This is a genomic window from Microbacterium sp. Se63.02b, from assembly GCF_014171575.1.
GTDB lineage: Bacteria > Actinomycetota > Actinomycetes > Actinomycetales > Microbacteriaceae > Microbacterium.
In genome coordinates, this window is sequence record NZ_CP050453.1 from 761,509 (window position 1) to 778,420 (window position 16,912).

14 protein-coding genes and 3 pseudogenes are annotated in these 16,912 nt (G+C 68.5%); 14 read left to right on the forward strand and 3 right to left on the reverse strand.

What is annotated here, in order from left to right; translation table 11 throughout:
- Window positions 1-50 precede the first annotated feature (50 nt).
- Window positions 51-1,052, forward strand: coding sequence for a tRNA lysidine(34) synthetase TilS (gene tilS, locus G4G29_RS03820; protein WP_183151874.1), 1,002 nt, complete (start codon window positions 51-53; stop codon window positions 1,050-1,052).
- A gap of 50 nt (window positions 1,053-1,102) precedes the next feature.
- Here tilS and G4G29_RS03825 read toward each other — a convergent pair whose 3' ends face one another.
- Window positions 1,103-1,693: a DUF937 domain-containing protein gene (locus G4G29_RS03825; protein ID WP_183151875.1), complete on the reverse strand. Its 591-nt coding sequence runs from the start codon at window positions 1,691-1,693 to the stop codon at window positions 1,103-1,105.
- Between the two features lie 125 nt (window positions 1,694-1,818).
- Here G4G29_RS03825 and hpt point away from each other — a divergent pair, with 125 nt between their 5' ends.
- From hpt to G4G29_RS03875, 10 genes and pseudogenes are all read left to right on the forward strand, one after another.
- Complete coding sequence (hpt, locus tag G4G29_RS03830; RefSeq protein ID WP_183151876.1) at window positions 1,819-2,370, forward strand: hypoxanthine phosphoribosyltransferase; 552 nt, start codon at window positions 1,819-1,821, stop codon at window positions 2,368-2,370.
- Window positions 2,371-2,441: 71 nt separating this feature from the next.
- Entirely contained in the window at window positions 2,442-4,442 is a 2,001-nt protein-coding gene (gene ftsH, locus G4G29_RS03835) for an ATP-dependent zinc metalloprotease FtsH (RefSeq protein WP_183151877.1), read from the forward strand.
- Between the two features lies 1 nt (window position 4,443).
- Complete coding sequence (gene folE, locus G4G29_RS03840; RefSeq protein WP_183151878.1) at window positions 4,444-5,052, forward strand: GTP cyclohydrolase I; 609 nt, start codon at window positions 4,444-4,446, stop codon at window positions 5,050-5,052.
- Window positions 5,049-5,857, forward strand: a pseudogene (gene folP / locus G4G29_RS03845) (dihydropteroate synthase). Before folE ends, folP begins: the two are co-directional and overlap by 4 nt.
- A gap of 44 nt (window positions 5,858-5,901) precedes the next feature.
- Window positions 5,902-6,297: a dihydroneopterin aldolase gene (gene folB, locus G4G29_RS03850; protein ID WP_183151879.1), complete on the forward strand. Its 396-nt coding sequence runs from the start codon at window positions 5,902-5,904 to the stop codon at window positions 6,295-6,297.
- Window positions 6,294-6,810: pseudogene (gene folK, locus G4G29_RS03855) on the forward strand (2-amino-4-hydroxy-6-hydroxymethyldihydropteridine diphosphokinase); the annotation flags it as partial. The gene folB and the pseudogene folK, both read left to right, overlap by 4 nt.
- A 49-nt stretch (window positions 6,811-6,859) precedes the next feature.
- Window positions 6,860-7,312, forward strand: a complete 453-nt coding sequence (locus G4G29_RS03860; RefSeq protein ID WP_244632372.1) for a DUF3180 domain-containing protein — start codon at window positions 6,860-6,862, stop codon at window positions 7,310-7,312.
- Window positions 7,263-7,844, forward strand: a complete 582-nt coding sequence (locus G4G29_RS03865) for a PH domain-containing protein (protein WP_183151880.1) — start codon at window positions 7,263-7,265, stop codon at window positions 7,842-7,844. The genes G4G29_RS03860 and G4G29_RS03865 overlap by 50 nt, the downstream gene beginning before the upstream one ends.
- Entirely contained in the window at window positions 7,841-9,829 is a 1,989-nt protein-coding gene (locus G4G29_RS03870; protein WP_244632373.1) for a PH domain-containing protein, read from the forward strand. Before G4G29_RS03865 ends, G4G29_RS03870 begins: the two co-directional genes overlap by 4 nt.
- Window positions 9,765-10,399, forward strand: a pseudogene (locus G4G29_RS03875) (DUF2520 domain-containing protein). Before G4G29_RS03870 ends, G4G29_RS03875 begins: the two are co-directional and overlap by 65 nt.
- A 28-nt stretch (window positions 10,400-10,427) precedes the next feature.
- Here the strand turns inward: G4G29_RS03875 and G4G29_RS03880 are convergent.
- The gene (locus G4G29_RS03880; RefSeq protein WP_183151881.1) at window positions 10,428-12,305 is read right to left on the reverse strand and encodes a DUF2207 domain-containing protein; all 1,878 of its coding nucleotides are present in this window, start codon (window positions 12,303-12,305) and stop codon (window positions 10,428-10,430) included.
- 79 nt (window positions 12,306-12,384) lie between these two features.
- Between G4G29_RS03880 and lysS the strand changes: the two genes are divergently transcribed.
- The gene (gene lysS / locus G4G29_RS03885) at window positions 12,385-13,917 is read left to right on the forward strand and encodes a lysine--tRNA ligase (protein WP_183151882.1); all 1,533 of its coding nucleotides are present in this window, start codon (window positions 12,385-12,387) and stop codon (window positions 13,915-13,917) included.
- Window positions 13,918-13,984: 67 nt separating this feature from the next.
- Here lysS and G4G29_RS03890 read toward each other — a convergent pair whose 3' ends face one another.
- Complete coding sequence (locus G4G29_RS03890) at window positions 13,985-15,049, reverse strand: DUF4192 family protein (RefSeq protein ID WP_244632374.1); 1,065 nt, start codon at window positions 15,047-15,049, stop codon at window positions 13,985-13,987.
- A 112-nt stretch (window positions 15,050-15,161) separates the two neighbouring features.
- On the opposite strand from G4G29_RS03890, the gene G4G29_RS03895 reads away from it, so the two are divergent.
- Together G4G29_RS03895 and cls are read left to right on the forward strand one after the other, a co-directional pair.
- Window positions 15,162-15,335, forward strand: a complete 174-nt coding sequence (locus G4G29_RS03895; protein ID WP_183151883.1) for a hypothetical protein — start codon at window positions 15,162-15,164, stop codon at window positions 15,333-15,335.
- Between the two features lie 86 nt (window positions 15,336-15,421).
- Window positions 15,422-16,882: a cardiolipin synthase gene (gene cls / locus G4G29_RS03900; RefSeq protein ID WP_183151884.1), complete on the forward strand. Its 1,461-nt coding sequence runs from the start codon at window positions 15,422-15,424 to the stop codon at window positions 16,880-16,882.
- Window positions 16,883-16,912 lie beyond the last annotated feature (30 nt).

Below are 16,912 nucleotides of genomic sequence, written 5' to 3' on the forward strand. Positions count from 1 at the left end.
ACGGTATCCGCACACGGCAGCGACAGCGGGCTGTGCCCTACCGTTGTTCTGTGTCGTCACTCGCTCCCGCCGTCGCTGAGGTCCGCCTCGCCGTCCGCACCGCACTCGCCGATCTCCCCGAGGGATCGACGATCGCCGTCGCGCTCTCCGGAGGAGCGGACTCGCTCGCGCTCACCGCCGCCTCCGTCTTCGAGGCCCGTCGTCGGGGGATCCGCATTCTCACCGTGACCGTCGACCACGGACTGCAGGAGGAGTCGTCCCTCGTCGCGAGCAGGGCAGCGGTCGCGGCGGCGACAGCGGGCGTCGATGACGCGCTGCAGACCCGCGTCGAGGTCGACCGGTCGTCCGGCTCGGGAATCGAAGCCGCCGCTCGTGACGCCCGGTACGAGGCACTCGCCGGCGTCGCCCGCGCGGAAGGAGCGTCAGCGGTGCTGCTCGGGCACACGCTCGACGACCAGGCGGAGACCGTGCTGTTGGGGCTTGCCCGAGGGTCGGGCGCGACCAGTCTGCGGGGCATGGCACCCTCGCGCGAGGACGAAGACGGGCTCCGCTGGATCCGCCCGCTGCTCGCCGTGCGTCGCGAGACCACTCGCGCGTTCTGCGCGGCATCCGATCTCGAGTTCTGGGACGACCCCCATAACCTCGACGACCGCTATGCCAGAGTGCGGGTGCGTCAGCGGGTGCTGCCGGTGCTCGAGGCCGAGCTGGGCCCTGGTATCGCCGATGCCCTCGCGCGCACCGCAGAACAACTCAGGGAGGACGCGGAGGCCTTCGACGAGATGATCCACGAGACGATCGAGGACATCGTCGAGCACGCCGAGGCGGGGATCTCGGTCAGCGTCGCCGCGCTCGCCGCGAATCCAGCGGCGCTGCGCAACCGCATCATCCGCCTCGTGGTCGACAGCGAGTTCGGGGTCAGCCTCACGAGGACGCAGACCGTCGAGGTCGCACGCCTGGTGACCGATTGGCGAGGTCAGGGCCCGATCGACCTTCCCGAATGCTCTGCCGTGCGCCGCGGTGGACGCATCGTGTTCACCGCATCCGGCCGCTGAGCAGGACTCGCGGGACGCGGTCGCTTCGCGACCGGATGCGTGTGTGCGCCCTACTTCTTGCCGCCGAAGAGGCCGCCGAGGATGCCGCCGAGGTCGATGCCTCCGCCTGAGCTGCTGCTGCCTCCGCCCAGCAGGCCGCCGATGACGTCGCCGATGCCGCCGGAGGAGCCGCCGTTGCCGCCGCCGAGGATGCCGCCGATCACGTCGCCGATGCCGCCGGAGCTCTCGCCTCCGGTCTCCGCCTTCGACGTCTTGTCCTTGCTGGCGTTCGCGATGAGCCCCATCACGATGGGGGCGAGGATCGGGAGGAGCTTGCCGAAGTCGATGCCGGGGGTCGCCTTGGACTCGGTGAGCTCCTTCGTGACCTGCTTCTCCTTCGAGCCGAGGATGTGCGCGACGATCTTGCCGCCGTCGGCCTGATCGATGTCGTCGACCTTCGCGGCGCCGGTGGTGCCTGAGTGCTTCTTCAGGGCGTTCTGGATCGCGGCCGACCCCTCCTCGGTCTCCGCGTTCTTCGCGAGCCCGCCGAGCAGAACGGCGCCGCCCTGCTCGACCGCGACCTTCGCCTCGTCCCGCGAGACACCGAGCTTCTCCGCGATGTCGTCGATCGGCACCTGCGCGAGGATGTCGTCAAGAGCCATGGTGAATCCTTCCGTCCGGGGCGTCCGCCCGCATCTCCCGCTCAGAGTAGTGCGGATGGTCGGCGTTGGGGAGATATCCGCGGCCCTGCGTCGAAGCACGCGGCGACGTCGCCTAAAATCGATCCATGCGCGCCGCGGAGATCCAGGACGACCTTGCACAGATCCTCGTCACAGAGGAGGAGATCCTCGCCAAGCTCGATGAGTTGGCGGCGCAGGTCGCCGAGGACTACGCCGGCAAGGACCTCGTGCTCGTCGGCGTGCTCAAGGGCGCCGTCATGGTCATGGCCGACTTCGCACGGGCCCTGCCGTTCCACGCACCCATGGACTGGATGGCCGTGTCGAGCTACGGAGCGAGCACCAAATCCAGCGGCGTCGTGCAGATCAGGAAGGACCTCGACACCGACCTCAACGGCAAGCACGTCCTGATCGTCGAGGACATCATCGACTCCGGCCTCACGCTCAGCTGGCTGCTCGAGAACTTCGGGTCGCGCGGCGCGGAATCGATCGAGGTGCTGGCGCTGCTGCGCAAGCCGGAGGCGGCGAAGGTCGTCATCGACTGCAAGTACGTGGGCTTCGACATCCCCACGGACTTCGTCGTCGGATACGGCCTCGACTACGACGAGCGCTACCGCAACCTGCGCGACGTCGCGGTGCTCGCGCCGCACGTGTACTCCTGACCGCCGACGCGCTACGCCGTGGGTGAACGCACAGCGACCCCCTAGGACGCGCGCGATACGCTGATCCGATCATGGATGTGAAGAAGCTCACCCGGAATCCGCTGATCTACGTCGCGCTGATCGGCGTGCTGCTCTTCGGCGGATTCCTGCTGATCTCGAATCTGGGTGCGCCCGCGCAGATCACCACCCAGGAGGGCCTGAAGCTCCTGGACGGCGAGACGGTCACCAAGGTCGTGAACACGGACGGCGATCAGCGCGTCGACATGACGCTCTCCAAGCCGTTCGAAGGCTCCGAGAACGTGCAGTTCTACTACGTCGACGCCCGCGCAGACGAGGTGGTCAGCGCGATCAACGAGGCCGCACCCAAGGACGGCTTCAACGACGCCGTCCCGCGCGCGACCTGGTTCGACGGCTTCCTCTCGCTCCTGCTCCCGCTCGTGCTGCTGGGCCTCCTCTTCTGGTGGCTCCTCTCGTCGATGCAGGGCGGCGGCGGCAAGGTCATGCAGTTCGGCAAGTCGAAGGCCAAGCTCGTCAACAAGGAGACGCCGACCGTCACCTTCGCCGACGTCGCAGGTGCCGACGAGGCGATCGAAGAGCTCCATGAGATCAAGGAGTTCCTGCAGGACCCCGCGAAGTTCCAGGCGATCGGCGCCCGCATCCCGAAGGGCGTGCTCCTGTACGGCCCTCCGGGAACCGGCAAGACGCTCCTCGCCCGCGCCGTCGCAGGCGAGGCAGGCGCCCCCTTCTATTCGATCTCCGGATCCGACTTCGTCGAGATGTTCGTCGGCGTCGGCGCCTCCCGCGTGCGCGACCTCTTCGGTCAGGCCAAGGAGAACGCCCCTGCCATCATCTTCATCGATGAGATCGACGCCGTCGGTCGCCACCGCGGTGCCGGCATGGGCGGCGGGAATGACGAGCGCGAGCAGACCCTCAACCAGATGCTGGTGGAGATGGACGGCTTCGACCCGAACGCGAACGTCATCGTGATCGCAGCGACCAACCGCCCGGACATCCTCGACCCCGCGCTCCTTCGCCCCGGCCGCTTCGACCGTCAGATCGGCGTCGACGCCCCCGACCTCAAGGGCCGTCAGAAGATCCTCGAAGTGCACAGCAAGGGCAAGCCGCTGTCGAAGAACGTCGACCTCGAGGTCGTCGCCCGCAAGACGCCCGGTTTCACCGGTGCCGACCTGGCGAACGTGCTCAACGAGGCGGCGCTCCTCACCGCGCGCTCGAACGCGCAGCTGGTCGACAACCGTGCCCTCGACGAGGCCATCGACCGTGTGATCGCCGGACCGCAGCGTCGCACCCGTGTGATGCGCGACAAGGAGAAGCTCATCACGGCGTACCACGAGGGCGGCCACGCGCTCGCGGCAGCTGCCATGAACTACACCGACCCCGTGACCAAGATCACGATCCTGCCCCGCGGCAAGGCGCTCGGGTACACGATGGTCCTGCCGCTCGACGACAAGTACTCGGTAACCCGCAACGAGCTCCAGGATCAGCTGACCTACGCGATGGGCGGCCGTGTCGCCGAGGAGATCGTCTTCCACGACCCGACGACCGGCGCGTCGAACGACATCGAGAAGGCGACGTCGATCGCCCGCAAGATGGTGATCGAGTACGGCATGACCACGCAGGTCGGCCCCGTGAAGCTCGGCACCGAGGGCGGCGACATGTTCGTCGCGCGCGACGTGGGACGAGGCCGCGAATACTCCGAGAAGGTCGCCGAGCGGGTGGATGCCGAAGTGCGCGCCCTGATCGAGCAGGCGCACAACGAGGCGTACGAGGTCATCAGCGCGAACCGCGACATCCTCGACAAGCTCGCCCTGGCGCTCCTCGAGGAGGAGACCCTCGACCACAACCAGATCGCCGAGATCTTCACTGAGGTGAAGAAGCTTCCCGAGCGTCCCCTGTGGCTCTCGAGCGAGGACCGTCCGGTGTCGGAGCGCCCCCCGATCGAGGTGCCCAAGAAGGACGTCTCGCTCGCAGCATCCGTCGAGGCTCCGGCCACCGCACCGCGCACGCAGCAGGGTTCGGCGGGAGCCGGGCACCCGCGGCCTGCGACGGCGTGACGTGGCCGTCGACAGGGAACGTGTCGAGCGTCTCACCCGAGAACTGCTCGAGGCGATCGGCGAGGATCCGGATCGCCCGGGGCTGAAGCAGACTCCGTCGAGGATGGCCGAGCTGTACTCGGAGTTCTTCTCCGGGGTGGGGGAGGATGCTGCCGTGCCCCTCGCGCGCACCATCAGCGTCTCACGAGGCCCCGCGCCCGACACCCTCCCGTCCGGCGCTGTGCTGCTGCGGGACATCCGCTTCCGCTCCGTCTGCGAGCACCACCTGCTGCCGTTCGCCGGCCACGCCCACATCGCGTACCTCCCCGGTGAACAGGTCGTGGGACTCGGGGCGCTCGTCCGCGTGGTCGAGATCCTCGCTGCGCGCCCTCAGGTGCAGGAGCGCCTCGGCGAGCAGATCGCCGACACGCTCGCGGAGCACCTCGACACGCGCGGCGTCCTCGTGGTGCTCGACGCCAGCCACGGCTGCGTCACGATGCGCGGCGGTCGGCAGCCCGAGGCTTCGACCCTCACGATCGCCGCACGCGGTGAGTACACCGACCCCGCCGCCAGGGCAGAGCTCATCACGCTGATCGGTGCGTCGGCGCTCACCGGAAGCGCGCACGGATGACGGCCATCTGGGGCATCGTCAACGTGACGCCGGATTCCTTCAGTGACGGCGGGCGCTACCTCGACGTCGACAGTGCCGTCGCTCACGGCCTGCGGCTGCGTGCAGAGGGCGCAGACGTTCTCGACATCGGCGGGGAATCGACCAGACCCGGCGCAGACCGTGTCGGCGACGAGGTCGAGCAGCAGCGGGTGCTCCCTGTGATCGAACGTCTCGTCGCCGCGGGCGCGCCCGTGAGCATCGACACGCTCAGCGCCGGCACGGCTGCCGCGGCCGTGCGGGCGGGAGCCAGGATCGTCAACGATGTGTCCGGGGACTGGCCGATCCGGAGATGCTTGCGGCCGTGGCCGAGTCGGGCGCGGACTTCGCCATCGGCCACTGGCGCGGGTTCTCCGCCGACATGTACGCGAATGCCGAGTATCGTCGCGTCGCACGCGAGGTCGCGGGCGAGCTTCACGAGCGCATGGGCGAGGCGGCAGCGGCTGGGATCGCTCCGTCTCGTCTGATCGTCGATCCCGGTGTCGGGTTCGCGAAAGCGGGGTCCCAGAACTGGGATGTGCTGCGCGGGCTCGATGAGATCGTCGCCCTCGGTCCCCGTGTTCTCGTCGGCACGTCCCGCAAGCGCTTTCTGGCAGAGACCCTGCGGCAGGGCGCAGGAGCGGGGGACGAGGTGTCGGAGTCGCGGCGCGACCTCGCGACCGCAGTGACGAGCGCGCTCGCCATGCGTGCCGGAGCATGGGCCGTCCGGGTGCATGACGTCGCTGCCACGCGGGATGCGCTCGCGATCGCGCGCGCCTGGGCCGGCTGAAACCGCACCCCGCCGAGAGCGCGCGTCCCCCGTACGCTAGACACATGGATTCCCTCGATGAGATCGTCCTCACCGGTCTGACCGTCTTCGGCCACCACGGCGTGTACGCGAACGAGCGCGAAGAGGGGCAGGAGTTCACGGTCGACCTCCGATTGAGCCTGTCACTCGAGCAGGCCGCGGCGACCGACGACGTGGGCGACACGGTGCACTACGGAGAACTGGCCGAGAAGGTGGCCGCTGTCGTGGCCGGTGAACCGGTGAACCTGATCGAGACGCTCGCAGAGCGGATCGCCGAGGTGGCGCTGGCGGATGCTCGGGTGCAGAACGTGTCTGTGACCGTCCACAAACCGCACGCCCCCATCGCCGTGAGTTTCGCCGACGTCTCCGTCACGGTGCGCCGCAGCCGCGCCTTCGAGGCGCTGGAGGACATCACCGTATGAGTCGTAACCTCGCGAACCCGCTCGATCGTCCTGTCCCTGCGCAACGGCAGCCCGAGACCGAGGCTGTCGTCGCGCTCGGCGCGAACCTCGGCGACCGCCAGGCGACGATCGAGACGGCAGCAGCGCGGATCGCCCGGCTGCCGTTGGTCAGCGAGGTGCGACTGTCGCGACTCTTCGAGACCGTCGCCCTCACGCTCGACGGTCCCGATCCCGAGGCACCGGGCTACGTGAACGCGGTCGCCCTGGTCACGACCAGGCTCGCCCCGAGATCCTCCTCGGAATGCTGCACGCCATCGAGGAGGAGAACGGCAGGGAGCGCCGGGAGGTGGGGGCGACCGCACCCTCGACCTCGACCTCATCGCCTACGGCGACGTCATCTCGGACGAGCCGCGTCTGCGCCTGCCGCACCCGCGCGCCGGGGAGCGTCTGTTCGTGCTGGAGCCCTGGCTGGACGTCGACCCCGAGGCCGAGCTCCTCGGGCAGGGGAAGGTGGCGGATCTCGCGGCCGGTCTGCGCGCACGGGACGACGAGATGATGGCGCACCTCCGCCGGGGTCCTCATCGTGCTTGCACTGCTCGCTGCGGGTGCCGGCTTCCTCCTCGATCACATGCTGACCGCGACGGGCCGCGTCACCTTCACTCCCTCGCTCTTCCTGCCGGTGCTCCTGGTCCTGATCGCCGCAGCATCGGTGGGTGTCGCCTGGCCGGTGCGTCGCAGCGTGCGATCGGGCATCCGCATCGACCCGTTCCGGGCGCTCAGGGCGGCGACCCTCGCGAGGGCCTCGAGCCTGCTGGGCGCCATCATGGCGGGGTTCGGTGCCGGGCTGCTGGTCTTCCTGCTGTCCCGGCCGGTCGATCCACAGGTAGGGTCGACTGTGGCCATGCTGGCCCTCATCGGGAGCGCGATCGTCCTCGTGATCGCCGCACTCGTCGCCGAACAGTTCTGCACCCTGCCGAAGGATCCTGATGACTCAGAACCCAGAGACCGCGCCCCTGAACCCGGCGGAGGGCACTGACCTCGACGCGCTCGATCGGGGCACCTATTCGGAACTGCGCACCGCACGCAATGAAGCACGCCTCGAGCTCGACGGCACCTGGCACCAGATCTCGCCGCGGTACGTCGTGTCGCAGGTGCTGCAGAACGTGATCTTCCTCGTCTTCGTCGCGGCCGTCGCCGTGGTCCTGAGCCTCGTGCTCGACCAGCAGTGGGTGTGGATCCCCGCCGGCATCATCCTCGTCATCACGCTGTTCGCGCTCATCATCCTCCCCCGTCAGGCCAAGGCGATCGGATACATGCTGCGCGCCGACGACATCGTCTTCCGCAAGGGCATCCTGTGGCAGCGCATGATCGCCGTGCCCTACGGCCGCATGCAGCTCGTGGACATCACGCAGGGTCCGCTCGACCGCGGCTTCGGGATCGCCCAGCTCAAGATGGTGACGGCCGCTGCGACGACCGGTGTGCAGATCCCCGGGCTCACCCAGCAGGCCGCGGAGGCATTGCGCGACACGCTGATCCAGGTCGCCGAGACTCGCCGGACAGGCCTGTGAGCGAGCCGCAGCTTCCGCCCACCGCGCCCGTGCAGGAAGCCACCGTGCCGTCGACGAGCATGGCGAACGGCGAGTGGCACCGCATGCACCCGCTCACGCCGCTCTTCAAGGGCGGCCTGGCGCTGATCATCATCGCGGGCATCGTGATCGCGAACATGCGCGACCGTCTCATCGCGTGGGCCGTGGGCATCTTCACCCCGGAAGAGGCTCATTACGGCGACTACACGGGCGGCGATCCCGTCGACTGGGTGCTCTCGAACAACCTGATCCTGGTCGCACTGCTCGTCGTGCTGGGACTCGTCGTCGTCCTCGTCCTCATCTTCTGGTTCGTCTGGCGCTTCCAGCAGTTCAGGATCACCGGCGACCATGTGGAGGTCCGCAAGGGGATTATCTTCCGCTCGCACCGTCGCGCGCCGCTCGACCGGGTTCAGGGCGTGAACCTGACGCGTCCGTTCCCTGCTCGCATCATCGGGCTCGCGAAGCTGGAGGTGGTCGGAGCCGGCAACGACGCGAACGTCGAGCTGGAGTACCTGGCGACGCCACGAGCCGAGTCGGTCCGTGCCGACATCCTCCGACTCGCTTCCGGGGCGAGGGCAGCACGCGATGCCGCGTTGAACCCCTCGGCGGGCGCACCCGCCCAGACCGCTCCGACCTCCGCTCGTGCCCAGCTCGTCGGGTCGATGAACGACGGTGTCAACGGACTCATCGCGGGCGTCGACCTTGCCGATGTCGTACCAGAGAGCGTCGTGAAGATCCCGACGGGCCGCCTGGTCGGGTCGCAGCTGATCTCGGGACTGTTGTGGTTCGTGTTCTTCGGTGCGATCTTCGCGATTGCGATCGGCAGTGCGCTGATCGGCATGTTCATCGACGGCGATACGGGCGGTGGAGTCGTGCTGCTCGGCCTGGGGCTGGGCATGGGAATCCCGATGGTCGTGGCTGTCGTGGGTATCACCTGGGCGCAGATCTCGAAGTCGCTGCGGTACTCGATCGCCCCCACGCCCGACGGGGTGCGCATCACCTACGGGCTGCTGACGACCGTGACCGAGACGCTTCCGCCCGGACGCATCTTCGCCGTCGAGGTGTCGCAGTCTCTGCTGTGGCGACCGTTCGGCTGGTGGACCATCAAGATCAACCGGATGAGCGGTAAGAGTGCGGCTCAGCAGTCGTCCGGCAGCGGGCAGCAGTTCAACGTGGTGCTGCCGGTCGGCAAACGCGCCGATGTCGAGCGTGTGCTCGCGCTCGTGCTGCCCGACGTGCCGGCCGACAGGATCCCGTCCGTCTGGGATCAGGGAGTCATGGGTCCGATCGAGGACGACCCCTATCGGTCGATGCCGCGGCGTGCCTGGTGGCGACGGCCCTTCTCCTGGAAGCGCCATGGCTACCTGGTCACCGAATTCGGGCTGCTGCTGCGCAGGGGGATCGTATGGCGCAAGCTCGCCGTGTTCCCCCTCGCCCGGCTGCAGGGCGTGTCCTTGAGTCAAGGACCGATCGATCGTGCGCAGCGTGTCTCCGGCGCGCAGGTGCACTCCGTGCCCGGCCCCATCACGGGCTACCTCTCCGGTCTCGAGCGCGCCGACGCGCTGGCGCTCCTCGACGACGTGAGCCGTGCCGCTGCCGAAGCCGCGTCACGGGACACCACCCACCGCTGGAGCCAGCACGCGGTCGCGGCTCCGGTCGCAGGACCCGCGGCGCCGCCCGCCTACGGGGGCCGCCGCCCGTGTCACCGCCTCCCGCTTTCGTGCCTCCGCTCGCGCCTCCGCCACCGGGAGCGCAGCCGGCACCCTACGCGCCGCCCCCGACGTTCATCGCACCTCCTCCTCCGGCAGCACCTCCTGCTCCTCCTGCTCCTCAGGGCGAGTGAGCATGTCTCGCGACGGGCGTCTGGGCGTCGGGGTCATCGGGGCGGGGCGGGTAGGGCCTGTGATCGGGGCGGCACTCGGAGCGGCTGGGCACGCCGTGGTCGGCATCACCAGCGGATCCGATGACGAACGCGCTTCTGCGGTGCTGCCGGACGTTCCCGTGCTCGACGCGCTGGAGGTCGTCCGCCGGGCGGAGCTCGTGGTCATCGCCGTCCCCACGGACGAGCTGCCTTCGTTGGTCGCCGGGATCGCAGAGGTCGGGGGCTGGCAGGTCGGGCAGCTGGTCTTGCACACCGATCCGGCATACGGCATCGATGTGCTGCGGCCGGCCGCAGAGCGCGGCGCCATCCGCTCGCCGTCCACCCCGCGATCACGTTCACGGGGACATCGATCGACGTGCGGCAGTTGCAGGCGGCGTTCGCTGCGGTGACGGCCCCGGCCCCGGTGTTGCCGATCGCGCAGGCGCTCGCTGTGGAGATGGGCTGTGAGCCGGTGGTGATCGCCGAGAAGGACCGGCCGGCCTATGCCGACGCCATCGCCACGGCCACGGAGTTCTCCCGATCGATCATCGGACAGTCGACCGCCCGGCTGCGTGAGATCGGCATCGAGAATCCGGGGGGTTACCTCTCGGCTCTGGTGCAGTCGACCGTGGAGCGGGCCCTGCGCGATGCATCCGACCCGCCTCCCCTGACCTGAGGGTGCACCGGAGCTGACCGCGCTCGGGTCACCGCCCGCCGGAGAACCCGCCGCCTCCGCCGCCTCCGGAGAACCCGCCGCCGAACGATCCGCCGGCGCTCGACGACGTGCCGGCCGAGGGTGCCGAGTAGGTCGCGGCCGCGTGAGACGACGCCACGAACGACGCGAGCTGCATCCGAAGGGCGAACGATGCCGGGTCACCGATCCACGTCGCTCCTCGCCCTTCGTGCGTGTAGGCGCGTTCGAGCACTCCGCCCCACTCGTCTTCCATGCCGAACAGGATCGCGTAGGGGAGGAGTCGCTCGTAGACGTGGATGACGTCGGCGGTACCGGCCGTCCGCCGCTCGGCTCCGCTGTACGACTGCAGCATCCGCAGGCGGTCGGCCTCGGCCACGCGGATGAACTCCTGCACGCCCTGCAGATACTCGTACGTGCGGGCTCCCTCGGCAGTGAGCACCGTGTGCTTCGAGAAGGCGTACAGGCTCGACAGGAGCACGAGGAAAGCGACGAACGACATCACCACGAGCGCGGGGATCGCGGAGAGGCGGCCCGTGCTCGCTCCCCAGATCCCGAGCGTCAGCCCGACCGCGGCGATGCCGATCGCGATCCACTGCAGGATGACGGCGCCGCGACTGCGGACCTTTTCCGTGAGACCCCGCGCCGCCGCCTCGGTCGCACCGCTCTGCTCCAGGGCGCTCATCCGCGCGGCGAACGCCTCGTCCTCTGCGGGGAGGTCGATCACGCCTTCCGCGTCGACGTCCACGAAGAGTGCCTCCAGGGCGTCCTGATCGAGTTCATCGAGTGCGGGCGGGGTGGAGAGACGGCGCAGTCGCGGCTGCTCCGCTTCCGCTCCTTCTTCGATGCGCAGGGCGCCGCCCACGGCGAGATGCACGATCTCGGCGGGTACGACATCCTTCGCGCCGCGGATCATGGCTCCGGCGATCAACGGCGGCAGCGAGGCGGGCACGTCGTACTGGGCGACGACGATCCCGGTGGCCTTCCGCCTCCGTCGTGCGAATCCCGCGACCGCGAACCAGCTCCCGACCGAGAGAGCCACAGCACCGCCGGCCGCGACGAGCGGGACGACATCACCGACCGGATCGGGGGTGCGGGCAGCGGGCTGCGCGACGGTGCCGGCGTCGAAGCCGATCGCGACCGTCACCCCGTCTCCGGCCGGACGTTCGCCGGATTCGACGCGGAACGTCGCGGTACCGTCGGTCACGGTCGGACCTTGCAGATCGCAGGTCTCCGTCGACCCCGAGGTCCCGGTGTAGCAGCGCGTCGCGCCCGTCAGCGCCGCGGTCATCGCGGCGTCGAACACGACATCGGCCCGGAAACGCTCGATGCCCTGTGTGCTGTCGAGCGGCAGCAGATCCCAGTAGAACTCGTCGACCGCGGGCGTCGTCGCTCCTGCCGCGGGCTTGGTCGCGAGGACGATGTCTCGCATCTCGTACTCGATCACATAGGTGGTGAGGCCCTGCACATAGTCGTCAGTGCCCGTCTGGACGTAGAGAAGCCCGTCCTCCTCGTCGGTCTCGTAGGGGACGGGGGCGCCCTCGTCGTCCGTGACCGCGATGATGCGCGTCTCGAGGCTCGCTCCCTCGTACGACGTGGGAAGGCCGCGGACGATGCCTCTGTTCTGGTCGGTTCCGGGGAATCGGGCGACCAGAGTCTCGGTCACGTGCATCCGCGCGCGGCCGTCCTCATCGAGTCCGACACGGTAGGAGGCGTCCCAGGAGGCGTAGGAGAAGTCGTCCACCTCCGCGGAGACGACGGTGGGGAGACCGCCAGGATTCGACGCCGGTACGACGTCACCCGTCGCGGCTGCGACCGGAGTCGGGGCGGCGATGGCGGCGAAGGCGAGAGCGAATGCAGCGAACGCGCGGAGGATCCGTGTGTGGGCCATTCTTCGAGGCTACCCAGCACGCGCCGGAGAGCGGCACGGCGGCTCGGTAAACTGGGAGGGACTTCAAGGAGCCCCGCACATGACTGACGCGTCCGCCGCGCCCGAATCGGCCTCGACCGACCCTTCCACCGAAGAGGACGTCCACGAGCAGAAGGCCGTGCGCCTCGCCAAGCGCGAGCGTCTGATCGAGAAGCGCACGGACGCGGCAGGAGGGGCCTTCCCGGTGAGCGTGCCGGTGACCCACACGATCCCGGCGCTCCGTGCCGAGTACGGCGCCCTCGAGGCGGGAGCCGAGACCGGTGTCGTCGTCGGTGTCGCGGGTCGCGTCGTGTTCAGTCGCAACACCGGCAAGCTGTGTTTCGCCACGCTCCAGGCCGGTGACGGCTCGCGCATCCAGGCGATGATCTCGCTGGCGAATGTCGGCGAGGAGTCCCTCGCTGACTGGAAGGAGTACGTCGACCTGGGCGACCACGTCTTCGTGCACGGTGAGGTCATCTCCAGCCGCCGCGGCGAGCTGTCGATCATGGCGGACGGCTGGGAGATCGCGTCCAAGGCGATCCTCCCTCTTCCGAACGCCTACGCAGAGCTCAGCGAGGAAGGGCGCGTGCGCAGCCGCTACCTCGACCTCATCGTCCGGGAGCAGGCGCGTACCACCGTCCGCGCTCGCGCCGCTGTGAACGCGAGCCTGCGGGCCACTTTCACCAGCCACGACTATCTCGAGGTGGAGACACCGATGCTGCAGGTGCAGCACGGCGGTGCCTCTGCGCGCCCGTTCGTCACGCACTCCAACGCCTTCGACACCGAGCTCTACCTGCGAATCGCTCCGGAGCTCTACCTGAAGCGCGCTGTCGTCGGCGGCATCGAGCGCGTGTTCGAGATCAACCGGAACTTCCGCAACGAGGGCGCCGACTCGACTCACAGCCCTGAGTTCGCGATGCTCGAGGCCTATCAGGCGTACGGCGACTACAACCAGATGGCGGCGCTGACCCAGGAGCTCGTGCAGAAGGCGGCGATCGCCGTCTCCGGGTCGACGACCGTGACCTGGGCGGACGGCACCGAGTACGACCTGGGCGGCGAGTGGGATCGCCTCTCGATGTACGAGTCGCTCTCGGCCGCGTCCGGCCGCACGATCACTCCGCAGGACTCGGTCGAGGACCTCATCGCCTTCGCCGAGGCCAATGATGTCGATCTTCCCCCGCAGGCCACTCACGGCAAGCTGGTCGAAGAGCTCTGGGAGCACTTCGTCAAGGGTGATCTGGTCCGACCGACCTTCGTGATGGACTTCCCCGTCGACACGTCGCCTCTCGTGCGCGAACACCGCTCGATCGCCGGCGTCGTGGAGAAGTGGGATCTGTACATCCGCGGTTTCGAGCTGGCCACCGGATACTCCGAGCTCGTCGACCCCGTGATCCAGCGCGAGCGCTTCGTGGAGCAGGCGAAGCTCGCGGCACGGGGCGACGTGGAAGCGATGCCCGTCGATGAGGAGTTCTTGCGGGCTCTCGAACACGGCATGCCGCCGTCGGGCGGGATGGGCATGGGGATCGATCGTCTGCTGATGGCGATCACCGGCCTGGGGATCCGCGAGACCATCCTCTTCCCTCTGGTCAAGTAGGGCTCGGCAGGTCGTCATCCGGCCGAGCCTCGACGGAACGCCCACTCCGGAAGGAGGGCGATGCCGATCATGGTGTCGAGCAGCGCCGCCAGCGAGTATCGGGGGTCGATCTCGCGCACGCGCTCGAGGTAGATGCCGGCATGAGTCGACCGCCCCAGGGCCCAGGACAACCACGCGGCCGCGGTGAGCGGTGCGGGTCGCGACGCCCGTGGTGCCCGCGCGGCCGCCTCTCGGACGACGGAGAGCGCGAGGCGCAGGCGACCCGTGTCGGGAGCGGGGCCTTCACCCAGGAAGACGCGCCCCAGTTCATCGGGCACCATCTCGCCGGATCTGGCGAACGCCATCTGGGCATCGAGAGCGCGTATTCCGCCCGCGAGATCGGTCGCCCACTGTGCGATGGCGACGTCGCGGAGCAGCGGACGCTCCATGCACCACAGCAGCGCCGCCGTCTCGAAGGGGGAAGGCCACCCGGCATCGTCAGCGCCGACTCGAAGAAGGCGGGGATGTCTTCGAGCAGCGCCAGGGCGGCGATCAACTCGGGGTGCTCCCGTCCGGTCAGACGGACCTCGCCCTCCGGGTCGAGCAGCGCGGCGACGTCGAGCAACGCCCTCCCGACCCTCTCTTTCTCCGCCAGATCGACCACCGGGAGTGCGACGCCTGAGGCCTGGTCTCCGGAGACATCGGCGACGGACGACACGTCAGCCGGGGTGCATATCTCGTCGAGACTCCGAAGCTCGGGGATCGCCTCGATGTAGCTGGACCAGCCGGATGGGGTGACGCACAGTGCGTCGATCACCCGGAGACCCGCATCCTCCGCGCAACCGAGCAGCTCTTCCACTGCCACGACGTGCGGGAGGACGAGGCCGTCTCGCGTGGCTTCCGCTTCCCCATCGGTGTACACGACCGCGGCCATGGCGTCGGTGCCCGGGACGCGCGAGAGGAGTCCGACCGCCCCATCGGCGTAGTGGTCGAGGGGTGTTCCCTCGTGCGGGAGGTCGAGCCGCATCGCGCCCTCGGTGCGGGCGCCGCGGAACGGGAGGAGCACGATGCTCCGGTGGGGTGTGAAGCCGGCGAGGGCGGGGACGAGGCCGAGGAACGCGGCGGAATCGGTGGCTCGAAGCACTGTTGTCATCCCGAGAGTGTCACCGAATCGCGTGCCTGTCGGGGAGGAGACGACTCATTGTGGATGCAGATCCTGAGAAGCCGGGAATGTGCATGAAGAGTGGCTCGCGTACGATGGGGTGATGGACAACTTCTGGCTCGCCGTGGCATGGTCGCTCCTGCCGACCATCGGAGTGAGCGTCGTGTTCGTCCTCGTGCTCCGAGGCATCCTCCGCTTCGACCGCACCGAGCGCAAGGTCCATGCGCAGATCGAGGCGGAAGAGCGCGCGGCCCGCGGTCTCCCGCCGCGCGTCTGAGTCCGACCCATCCGCTACTGTGAAGCCAGCGCGCCGGCTGCGGCGCGCGTCCGAGGTGATCGTCACCGCGGTGGTGAGGGGGAACGATGACCGCGGAGACCTGGGGATGGTGGATCGCCGCCTTCCTCGTGGCCCTCGACATCGTGATCCGCGTCACGGCGATCATCGTGATCCCTCGGAACAGGCGGCCCACGGCCGCCATGGCCTGGCTTCTCGCGGTGTTCTTCATCCCTTTCGTCGGTGTCTTCCTGTTCTTGCTGATCGGCAACCCGCGCCTGCCGCGCGCACGGCGCCGCAAGCAGGACCAGATCAACGAGTACATCGCCGACACCAGCGAGCATCTCCACTTCGGCACGCTTCGGCCGAACGCACCCGCGTGGTTCGGACCGATCGTCCAGATGAACCAGAAGCTGGGGGCGCTCCCGCTCTCGGGTGACAACGGCGCGCACCTGATCTCCGACTACCAGGAGTCGCTCGACGAGATGGCGGAGGCCATCCGCACCGCCGAGGATTACGTGCACGTCGAGTTCTACATCCTCCAGTCCGACTCCTCGACAGACAACTTCTTCCGTGCGCTCGAAGAGGTGGCCGAGCGGGGTGTCGAGGTGCGGGTGCTTCTCGACCACTGGGCGAACCGCGGCAAACCGATGTACAAGCAGACCATCGCCCGTCTCAACGCGATGGGTGCCGACTGGCGACTGATGCTGCCGGTCCAACCGCTCAAGGGCAAGATGCAGCGCCCCGATCTGCGCAACCACCGCAAACTGCTCGTCGTCGATGGGATCGTGGCCTTCCTCGGCTCGCAGAACATCACGGACTCGACGTACAACCTGAAGAAGAACATCAAGCGGGGCCTGCACTGGGTCGACCTCATGGTGCGCCTCGACGGCCCCGTCGTGCTGAGCGTCAACGCCATCTTCCTGAGCGACTGGTACAGCGAGACCGATGTCGTGCTCTCGGAGATCGACATCGCGCACGCGAACATCGGCTCGGGCGACCTCGACTGCCAGGTCGTGCCCTCCGGTCCGGGGTTCGAGGTCGAGAACAACCTGCGCCTCTTCCTCGCGCTGCTGTACGCGGCGAAGAAGAAGATCATGATCGTCAGCCCGTACTTCGTGCCGGACGAGGCGCTCCTGCTCGCGGTCACCGCTGCCGTCGACCGGGGGGTGCACGTCGAACTGTTCGTGTCGGAAGAGGGCGACCAGGCCATGGTCTACCACGCGCAGCGCAGCTACTACGAGGTGCTGCTCAAGGCGGGGGTGCGCATCTGGATGTACCGCAAGCCGTACATCCTGCACACCAAGACCCTCACGATCGACGAAGAGGTCGCCGTCATCGGCTCCAGCAACATGGACATGCGCTCCTTCGGCCTGAACCTCGAGGTGTCGATGCTCGTGCGGGGCGAGGAGTTCGTCGCCGAGATGCGTGAGGTCGAAGACAAGTACCGCTCGCTCAGCAGGGAGTTGACCCTCGAGGAGTGGATGCAGCAGCCGTTGCGGTCGACCGTGCTCGACAACCTCGCTCGCCTCACCTCCGCGCTCCAGTAGGCACCGCAGGCTATCCCGCCGACAGCCGTG

Bases quoted from the DNA above. Each gene is read 5' to 3' on its own strand.
- G4G29_RS03825 (WP_183151875.1), bottom strand. From the start codon at position 1,693: ATGGCTCTTGACGACATCCTCGCGCAGGTGCCGATCGACGACATCGCG.
- hpt (WP_183151876.1), top strand. From the start codon at position 1,819: ATGCGCGCCGCGGAGATCCAGGACGACCTTGCACAGATCCTCGTCACA.
- ftsH (WP_183151877.1), top strand. From the start codon at position 2,442: ATGGATGTGAAGAAGCTCACCCGGAATCCGCTGATCTACGTCGCGCTG.
- folB (WP_183151879.1), top strand. From the start codon at position 5,902: ATGGATTCCCTCGATGAGATCGTCCTCACCGGTCTGACCGTCTTCGGC.
- G4G29_RS03865 (WP_183151880.1), top strand. From the start codon at position 7,263: ATGACTCAGAACCCAGAGACCGCGCCCCTGAACCCGGCGGAGGGCACT.
- G4G29_RS03880 (WP_183151881.1), bottom strand. From the start codon at position 12,305: ATGGCCCACACACGGATCCTCCGCGCGTTCGCTGCATTCGCTCTCGCC.
- lysS (WP_183151882.1), top strand. From the start codon at position 12,385: ATGACTGACGCGTCCGCCGCGCCCGAATCGGCCTCGACCGACCCTTCC.
- G4G29_RS03890 (WP_244632374.1), bottom strand. From the start codon at position 15,049: ATGACAACAGTGCTTCGAGCCACCGATTCCGCCGCGTTCCTCGGCCTC.
- G4G29_RS03895 (WP_183151883.1), top strand. From the start codon at position 15,162: ATGGACAACTTCTGGCTCGCCGTGGCATGGTCGCTCCTGCCGACCATC.
- cls (WP_183151884.1), top strand. From the start codon at position 15,422: ATGACCGCGGAGACCTGGGGATGGTGGATCGCCGCCTTCCTCGTGGCC.